Annotated in this window: 6 protein-coding genes and 4 pseudogenes; 4 read left to right on the top strand and 6 right to left on the bottom strand. The window is 54.4% G+C overall.

Features of this window, described 5'->3' with window-relative positions; translation table 11 throughout:
• Both FV223_RS14650 and FV223_RS14655 read left to right on the top strand, forming a co-directional pair.
• Positions 1 to 557: carbohydrate-binding domain-containing protein (locus FV223_RS14650; RefSeq protein ID WP_281407446.1), on the top strand; the 557-nt coding region annotated here is incomplete at its 5' end.
• A 155-nt stretch (positions 558 to 712) separates the two neighbouring features.
• Positions 713 to 1,467, top strand: a protein-coding gene (locus tag FV223_RS14655; RefSeq protein WP_147727731.1) for an IS5 family transposase whose coding sequence is annotated in 2 segments (ribosomal slippage) — positions 713 to 1,043 and positions 1,043 to 1,467 — 756 coding nt in all. Because the reading frame shifts where the segments join, the coding sequence is not laid out codon by codon here.
• A gap of 447 nt (positions 1,468 to 1,914) precedes the next feature.
• On the opposite strand, the pseudogene FV223_RS14660 reads toward FV223_RS14655, so the two are convergent.
• The 6 genes and pseudogenes from FV223_RS14660 to FV223_RS30440 all read right to left on the bottom strand — a co-directional run.
• A pseudogene (locus tag FV223_RS14660) lies at positions 1,915 to 2,040 on the bottom strand (IS481 family transposase); the annotation flags it as partial.
• A pseudogene (locus FV223_RS14665) lies at positions 2,041 to 2,133 on the bottom strand (IS5/IS1182 family transposase); the annotation flags it as partial.
• A 265-nt stretch (positions 2,134 to 2,398) separates the two neighbouring features.
• On the bottom strand, positions 2,399 to 3,571 hold the full coding sequence (locus FV223_RS14670; protein WP_246689687.1) for a glycosyltransferase: 1,173 nt from the start codon (positions 3,569 to 3,571) through the stop codon (positions 2,399 to 2,401).
• Positions 3,572 to 3,946: 375 nt separating this feature from the next.
• A complete protein-coding gene (locus FV223_RS14675; RefSeq protein ID WP_147727732.1) occupies positions 3,947 to 4,831 on the bottom strand; it encodes a glycoside hydrolase family 16 protein in 885 nt (294 codons plus the stop codon).
• A 233-nt stretch (positions 4,832 to 5,064) separates the two neighbouring features.
• Positions 5,065 to 5,178, bottom strand: a pseudogene (locus tag FV223_RS14680) (transposase domain-containing protein); the annotation flags it as partial.
• A gap of 1,607 nt (positions 5,179 to 6,785) precedes the next feature.
• Positions 6,786 to 6,938: a hypothetical protein gene (locus tag FV223_RS30440; RefSeq protein WP_187276145.1), complete on the bottom strand. Its 153-nt coding sequence runs from the start codon at positions 6,936 to 6,938 to the stop codon at positions 6,786 to 6,788.
• 213 nt (positions 6,939 to 7,151) lie between these two features.
• Between FV223_RS30440 and FV223_RS14690 the strand changes: the two are divergent.
• Positions 7,152 to 7,801: pseudogene (locus tag FV223_RS14690) on the top strand (IS630 family transposase); the annotation flags it as partial.
• Between the two features lie 71 nt (positions 7,802 to 7,872).
• Positions 7,873 to 8,007, top strand: a 135-nt coding sequence (locus tag FV223_RS14695; protein WP_147727734.1) for a transposase, incomplete at its 3' end; no start/stop codon positions are given.

Below are 8,007 nucleotides of genomic sequence, written 5' to 3' on the forward strand. Positions count from 1 at the left end.
CCACCCCCTACACGCCCAGCGCCGACCGCAACCTCTACGTCGACAGTGCCACCTACAACGGCACCGATGTCTCCGGCAGCAAGATCGCGCTGATGAGTGCCGGGGCGCAGATCGTTACCGTGCATGACACCACGGCGGTGCCGACCCCATCAACCGCGACGCCGGCCGCATCAGCTTCGACGCCCACCGTAACGAGCATCGGCTCTGGCTCGGACACACTGGTGCTGAAGATCAGCGAGGACGCCTACAACGGCGACGCGCAGTACACCGTCTCGGTCGATGGCAAGCAGGTCGGCGGCACCCTGACCGCCCATGCCTCTCACGCCGCTGGTCAGTCTGATACGGTCACAGTCAGTGGCGATTGGGCCTCAGGCAACCACCAAGTCAGCATCAACTTCCTCAACGATGATTATGCCACCCCCTACACGCCCAGCGCCGACCGCAACCTCTACGTCGACAGTGCCACCTACAACGGCACCGATGTCTCCGGCAGCAAGATCGCGCTGATGGGTGCCGGGGCGCAGATCGTTACCGTGCATGATTATGGTCTCTTATGAGGGCGATTTAATTCCTACCTCGTTTAGGGCCTGAGCGCGCCAGCAAGTAGGACGTCGAGATTGCATCCGTGTACAAAATTGGGTCTTAGCGTCCGGACCCATAACGGTGGCGCGGATGGCGTAGGTGTGATTCACGGCTTCCACGGGAGGGGCTGATGGATCAGTTCTGGCTGACGGACGAGCAGTTTGCGCGGATCGCACCGCACCTGCCCACAGACACTCGGGGCAAGGAGCCCGTAGACGACCGGCGCGTGATCAGCGGGATCATCCACGTGTTGAAGTCCGGCGGGCGCTGGACAGATGCGCCGCGGGACGTCTACGGGCCGAAGAAGACGCTCTACAACCGCTTCGTGCGCTGGGCGGCAAAGGGGGTCTGGGTCGGGCTGTTCGAGACCCTGGCCCAGGCCGGTGGGCCGCCCTCCCAGGTTCTGATCGACTCCACCGCCGTGAAGGCCCACCGCTGCGCCGCCGGCGGTAAAGGGGGGAGCAAAGTCAGGCCATCGGCCGCTCGCGCGGCGGGCGCACGACCAAGATCCACGCCCTGACCGACCGTGCCTGCCGCCCGCTCGCCTTCCTGCTGACCGGTGGGCAGGTCGCCGACTGCAAGGCCGGCGCGCTGCTGCTCGAACGCCTGCCCGCCTGCCGCGTCGTGCTGGCCGACAAGGGCTACGACAGCGATGCCATCCGCCGGCAGATCGAGGCGGCCGGAGCCGCGCTCAACATCCCGCCCAAGGTCAACCGATGCTGGAAGCCGTGCTTCTCGCCCGTGCTTTATCGAGGACGCAACGCCATCGAGCGGATGTTTGGTCGCCTGAAAGACTTCCGCCGCATCGCTACGCGCTACGACCGCTCGGCGGTCAACGGCCTCGCCGCCATCTGCCTCGTCGCGACCGTCAGCTACTGGTTATGAGTCCGGACGCTAGTCGGCATAAGATTGAGCCAATGTAATAACGTTGCTATATCCGGCCGTGCGATATGTTGCTGAGGTCATGCCTTCACCGTCCACATTGCGACGGACCGTTTGCTGCACGTTTGAGTAACGGACTTAGTGAAGGAGAATGAATGTTTCTCCCAATGGCAGGTTCCTGTTAAGCCTCAGTTTGTCACGCAAGCATCCGATTGCGTGACGCCGGCGACGGCGGTCATCTGCCGGTCGGATCGGCGCTCCGCATGGCGTCGCATTTTCTACACGCCGCAAACCGTGATTTGCGGACGCCACGTTGCGCTCAAGCTCGGTCATATGCCAACCGGGCCTCACGCCCACGTCCGCGGACGCCATCTCGAAGCCCTACGCACCGTCGCGCTCTATTCCCATGGCATGAGGCAGGACGCCTACCCGACGGCGATACCGGTTCTGCTAGATGTTTGGTCCCGGGATTTGGTGGAGCGAGTTTGACCTGAAGCGACCGGGCTCGGCGGACCATGCTTTACAGATGGCCTCGTAGGGGGTGAGGCCGCGCAGGGTATTCAGGCGGCGGCCGAATCGGTCGTCGACACGCTCCTTGCCCCGCGTGTCGGTAGGCAGGTGCGGTGCGATCCGCGCAAACTGCTCGTCCGTCAGCCAGAACTGATCCATCGGCCCCTCCCGTGGGAGTCGTGAATCGTACCTACGCCGTCCGCGCCACCGTTATGGGTCCGGACGCTAAGATGAATGGTTCAAGGGATTGACTGACGGTAGCAACGATTTTGACGGTGGTCTCGGTCCAGACGAAGGGGCTGGCTTACTACGTCGAGGCAGCACTCGGGACCGCAGCGGCTAAGCAGGAGTCGCTGAAATGCCTGCCCGCGACGTATGGGGCACCATGCATGTGGGGTTTTTGTCGACAGGGTCGGAGCTGTCATCAGGACGATCTTTCAACGAGAAGCTCCTTCGTCAGCGCGACATGGCGGCGAATGTAATCTTCAGCGCCCATGCCGCGCTGTAGCATCGCCCGCTGCGCACGTTCGGCCTGGGCGTTGGCAGCCTGCGGATCCGATGTCAGAGCAATAATCGCTGCTGCCATCGCCGCGGCATCCCCAACTGGAACGTAAGTAACCTCGTCATCGGTGAAGTAATTGCGCAGGCCGCCGGTGTCGCTGGCGATCACAGGCACACCGGAAAGCACAGCTTCTTGTATGACGGTTGCGCCACTGGCATGAAGGTTCTCAAGCAGTGGGATCACGGCGACGCTTGCATTGGCATAGGCGGCCTCGAGTTCGGTATTGGTCTTCGCAGCGTAGATTCGCATGTTGCAATGGCGGCCGACCAGGGATTGCGGGGCGCTGCCCGATAAAATGTCTAGGTAGGCGCCCTCGACCTTCGCAACGGCCTCGACCAAGACCGACCAGTCCCGGTGACGATCATTGCCGACCGCCACCACCCTAGGGGGCCCAGCTCGTAGTTGCGGTTTGATCATAGTTTCGGACGGGATGCCGAAGGAAACGACCTCAACCCGCGTGGCGGGGAACAGCTTGCGGGCCACTTCGGCGTTGAGCGGAGAAAGGGTCGTCAGCACATCGATGTGGCGCATCAAGCGTCTGAACAGCCAGCGTTGAAAGAACGGCAGGTGTGGCCAGCGATCAAAGAGCCACACTGCTTGGCCGACGATGCGCGGCCTGTCGGGATGCGAACCGATCACAGCGGCAACAGCCAAGAACTGAGATTCCGTGTGAGTCCAAACAATGTCGCTCGCCATCATTGCGGCGCGCTGGCGTTTGGAATGGGCGAGATCGAAGCCGAGGACAGCGCGCCAGACGAAGCGCTCGATCTTCCTGAGCACCGTTTCGTGCTGCGAGCGGGAAAAAGAGATGTCGCAGCCCATGGTGCTGGCCCGGCCGTAGCCGTACGGAGTCTCGTCGTTCCGCCCAACCAGTGAGCCAGCAACCTTGGCCGAGCGCCAAGCCACCGCATCCTTATTCTGGGCAAGATGAACAAAGACCTTTGGTCGACGCTGATGCTCCGCTGGGTCCTGCTCAACGGCAATCGTCTCGACATCTGAAACGATGGGCATATCACTAGCCTTGTCGAAAGTCACGACGCTTGAAGGCCGTGAGCGGAACATAAATTAAGCTGTATTATAACAACATTTAGGAAGGCAAATAAGCTAAGATTAATTCAAAGATAAAATCTTAACCGTTTCTGACTTGCACTAAATAACTGTTTTTCCATATCGCCAATGACGTGATCTATTGTGCTCCAGACAAAGAAAGCGGTGCGAGCCGGATCTTAGCTGTACACCTTGTGTTATTTAACAAGATTAGATCTTTCAACTATCCCCCGTTGACCACCGAATCGTCGCAAGGCAACCCCGGCGCCGGCCGCATCGTTCCTCACACAGGTTCACGAACAAAGGAACTGATGAAGAAAGGCATCGTAACACATTAATCTGTCGTGTGGAAAAGATTCGATTTCAGTTCTTACAGATCGCGTCGCGTTGCGCCTCATCGGGAGAATAAGCATAAACATAATCCACCAGCAAATCTGACGGGCTTGGCGTCTTGTCGATGGGCCAACCGGAACCAAGAGCAAGATTGACCAGCAACATCAAGGGCTTCGTGTGTTCCGGTGGAGTAGGTTTTCGCCCAATTTCGTGGCGATCCAAGTAGAACACGATCCACTCTTTCGTGACTTCCGTTCCATATGTATGAAAACTATCACTTAAAGATCCACTCGGTACCTTAGTGATGATTTCCCCGCCCTGGTTTTTATTTGAATCTACATTGTTCCAAACATGCCAAACCGAATGAAAACTGTCTGGGAACTGACCATAATACTCGATGATGTCAATCTCGACAGACGGCGACTTGTCTCCTTTAGGGCTGTTAGCTGCTAGCCAGAAGGCAGGCCAGACCCCGGGGCCTGGCGGAAGCTTCATTCGTGCTTCGAAGTACCCATACTGGAGTGCGAAGCCTGCAGTTGTAGGATCAGCCGATGATAGCAGTCCCGACGTCCACTGACCGCTTTGATGCTTCTTAGCTCGGATCGTAAGTACTCCATCTTTTACAATAAACGGCTCATTCTTTTCAGGGTCCGCATAAATATCGATAGGGTCTATAAACTTTGCGTCTCCAAAGTCACCACTCCAGGGCGTATGCGCCGACCAACGAGTTCGTTCATTATTTGAATTGGAGACGCTCAATTCGTTAAAGTCATCTCCCCAAACTTTTTTGTAGTGACAAATAGCGAGTGATCCACTTTGGGCTTGTACCTCAATACTTCCTATCGCACATACTATGAAACTTAGAGTTGCTACTCTTAAAATTGCAAGACAGTTGATGTGCGGTCGTGTTCTCATCTTAAATCACCATGCTACCGAGCTTGGTAGACGCACAAAGCCTAAACGGGGTATAATGCGGCCGCGCTGCACAAGCCAGTCATCGCCTTCAGCCTGTCAACACGCCAGTGCTATCCCCTGGTCGACTGAGCATTCTGAGGTAAGCTGGTCGATCCAGCAAACGCTTATCGTGCACCTAGGGTGAAGGGCGCGGTCGTGTTTCCGACGGGGTATCAGGCTGCGATCTGCTGGGGCTAGATCCAGTTCCAAGACAGGAGTTCGTCGATACGTCGGGCGGGATGGTTGGGCAGGCGCCTGATCACATCGGCGAGCCAGGCCCGCGGATCGATGAGATTGAGCTTGGCGGTCTGCCGCACGCCTTTCGGACGCTCCTGTGTCGGTGGCAGCCGTGGCGCGATCACCTCTCAAAGATCGTCGGGAACCAGGAGCTTCGCTATGCCCTACCAACGCGCCAACCTCCGGTTTCGTTAGGCGCTCTTAACGGTAGTAAAGCGGCCGAAGTGAGTTATCCATGCCAAAGTGCGTCCCACGATCCAGCCGTAGCGTCTCAGATGCTTGGTGATCTTAATTCCAACCTTTTTCGTAAAAGGCGTATATTTTCGATGATTTTTCAATAAACGATTTAAAATACTACTATTAACTGATACTGGTACGCATAGCGTTAATATTATATTAATTTATAGCTTTATCGACAACATCGATTTTGCTCCGAAATTCGATCGAGATTATTTTCGTTGCAAGCAACTCGATAATATGACTTAGGCATACGATGAAGAAAAATACGACGACAAATCGCAGAACACTGTCCAAAGATTCGAGCTTTTCGGTTAGAAACCTACCAAGAATATAATGATTAAGATAAAGGGGGTAGCTTATAAGTCCAAGCCATCTAACAAAAGTTTTTACCCGTCTATTACTTAAAAAATTAGGCAGGTCATATTTTACTACAATGAACAACCAAACAACTCCAGCAACCCATATGCTACACTTTATAGTTGCGTAGAACGAGGAAATGTTCCAAGATGAAATAAATATTTCAGTTAAGCAAAGCAAGAAAATGCTTGGGACCAGTGTTAATTTTACATAAAAATTCAATTTTTTAAAACTTGATCGAATAAACATGCCAAGCGCAAAAAATATTCCATATTTTAATAATACAACTTTGAACGCAAAGTTATTAATTATTGCAAACGCTATAGAATGGTATGGGTCTACACTTAAATATATAATTATGAATATTATATTATAAAATAAGCTCATTCCCGCTAGAATAATAGCGAGTCTTGAGAACCTTTGCGGATGGCGTGATAGGATCGTGAAACCGATTACTATGTAGAATACAGATTCTACTACAAGTGACCACACTACGCCATCAATATAAGGACCTGACGGGAACAGTACTGCGAATCTAACATATTGTATTAGTAGATCAATTCCAAAACCGTTATCAATCGAACGAACCAATAGACTTACCAGACCTGAAATCCATAGTACAGGCAATAGCCTTTTACATCTTGATAGAGCAAACTTGAATGCAAATGATTTTCCATAACCGCGTTCAGCGCTACCAGTTATAACAAAACCCGAAATTACAAAAAAAATCTCAACTCCGACGCTGCCGATACCATCAAATATACTTAAAAAATTATACGCAGTACTTATGCTATCAAAATAATAAGAACTTGATAACTTTAGTTCGGCAAAATGATTTAATAGTACCAAAATTGCAGCAAAGATTCTTAGAAGGTCCAGCGTGTAAATATGCTGCGCAACTGAAACGTCACGTTTTGCGGGAATATTCCTCGGATTATTATAAATTAGCATCTCTTAATGGGCTCATACTAGATTGGTTTAAATGATCGGCTTAAGTTAAGCATTTTTCGCACAGTTATAAGCGTATCTAGTACTGAGTTCGAAAATATCCACAAATTTATGGTGGGTTTCTTGGCTGATCTCAATTCTTCCCCTGAAGTGGCGACCTGACGGGCTGGCTTTCGTTCTGGCTGATTGTGAGCATCAGCCAGAACAAAAGGAATACAATTTGAAGCGAGGTCAGAAGACGAACGGACATCTGGCGGCGCGACGTGCCTTCCTCGACGGCGGCCACCACACTCTCGAGTATATCAACAGATCGAGTATATAGCATGCGGTTTTCTTGCGAAAGCCGCACAGGAAATCATATTAAACCGCGACGGATAATCCCCAGTGATTCAATCTATTCGGATGTTGCTATAGAGCGGCATCCGACTGGGCTGAATCAGTAGGGTTTACCGGTCAGGGTTTGATATGATTTCCTGTGCGGCTTTCGCAAGAGAGCCGCATGCCATCGGCTCTATCCGTCGATCTGCGCGAGCGTGTGGTGGCCGCCGTCGAGGAAGGCACATCGCACCATCAGGCGACCAAGCGGTTCGGCGTAAACGCGACCAGCGCGATCCACTGGTACGACAGATCCGCGCAAGAGGGGCGGATCGCACCTAAACCGATGGGTGGGGATCAGCGCTCGCAGACGATCGAAGCACAGGCCGACCTGATCGTGTCGACCGACGAGGCCAATCCCGAGATCTTCCTGACGGAGCTACAAGAGATGCTGGCGGAGCGGCGCCTGCGGGTCGGGGTGAGCAGCCTGTCACGCTTCTTCAAGCGTCACGGCATCACGGAAAAAACACCGGCCACGCGATCGAGCAGGATCGGGAGGACGTGAAGGCCGCCCGCGCGGGGTGGTTCGAGGGGCAACTTGATCTCGACACGGACGCCCTCGTGTTCTTGGACGAGACCGCGGCCAACACCAGCATGGTTCGGCGCTACGGACGCGCCCCGCACGGTGAGCGTTGCCGGATCGCTGTGCCGTTCGGACATTGGAAGACCGCCACTGTCACGGCTGTCCTGCGCTCCAGCGGTCTGATCGCGATCGCGCTTCTCGACGGGGCCACGAACGGCGAACGCTTCCGTGCCTACGTCATCGAAACGCTAGGTCGCGAACTCATAACGGCTGGCACGGTCGCTCGCCCTGATCGTTGATCCTCCGGCATGGAGGATTGTGAATGGCGCGGTTTGACCTGACGGATGCGGAGTGGGCGGCGATCGAGCCGGTTCTGCCGACGGATGTGCGCGGCAAGGATCGGGTGGACGACCGGCGGGTGCTGAACGGCATTTTCTGGCGGTTGCGCACGGGCGCG

It is taken from the genome of Methylobacterium sp. WL116, assembly GCF_008039455.1.
Taxonomy (GTDB): domain Bacteria; phylum Pseudomonadota; class Alphaproteobacteria; order Rhizobiales; family Beijerinckiaceae; genus Methylobacterium.

Bases quoted from the DNA above. Each gene is read 5' to 3' on its own strand.
- FV223_RS14675 (WP_147727732.1), bottom strand. From the start codon at position 4,831: ATGAGAACACGACCGCACATCAACTGTCTTGCAATTTTAAGAGTAGCA.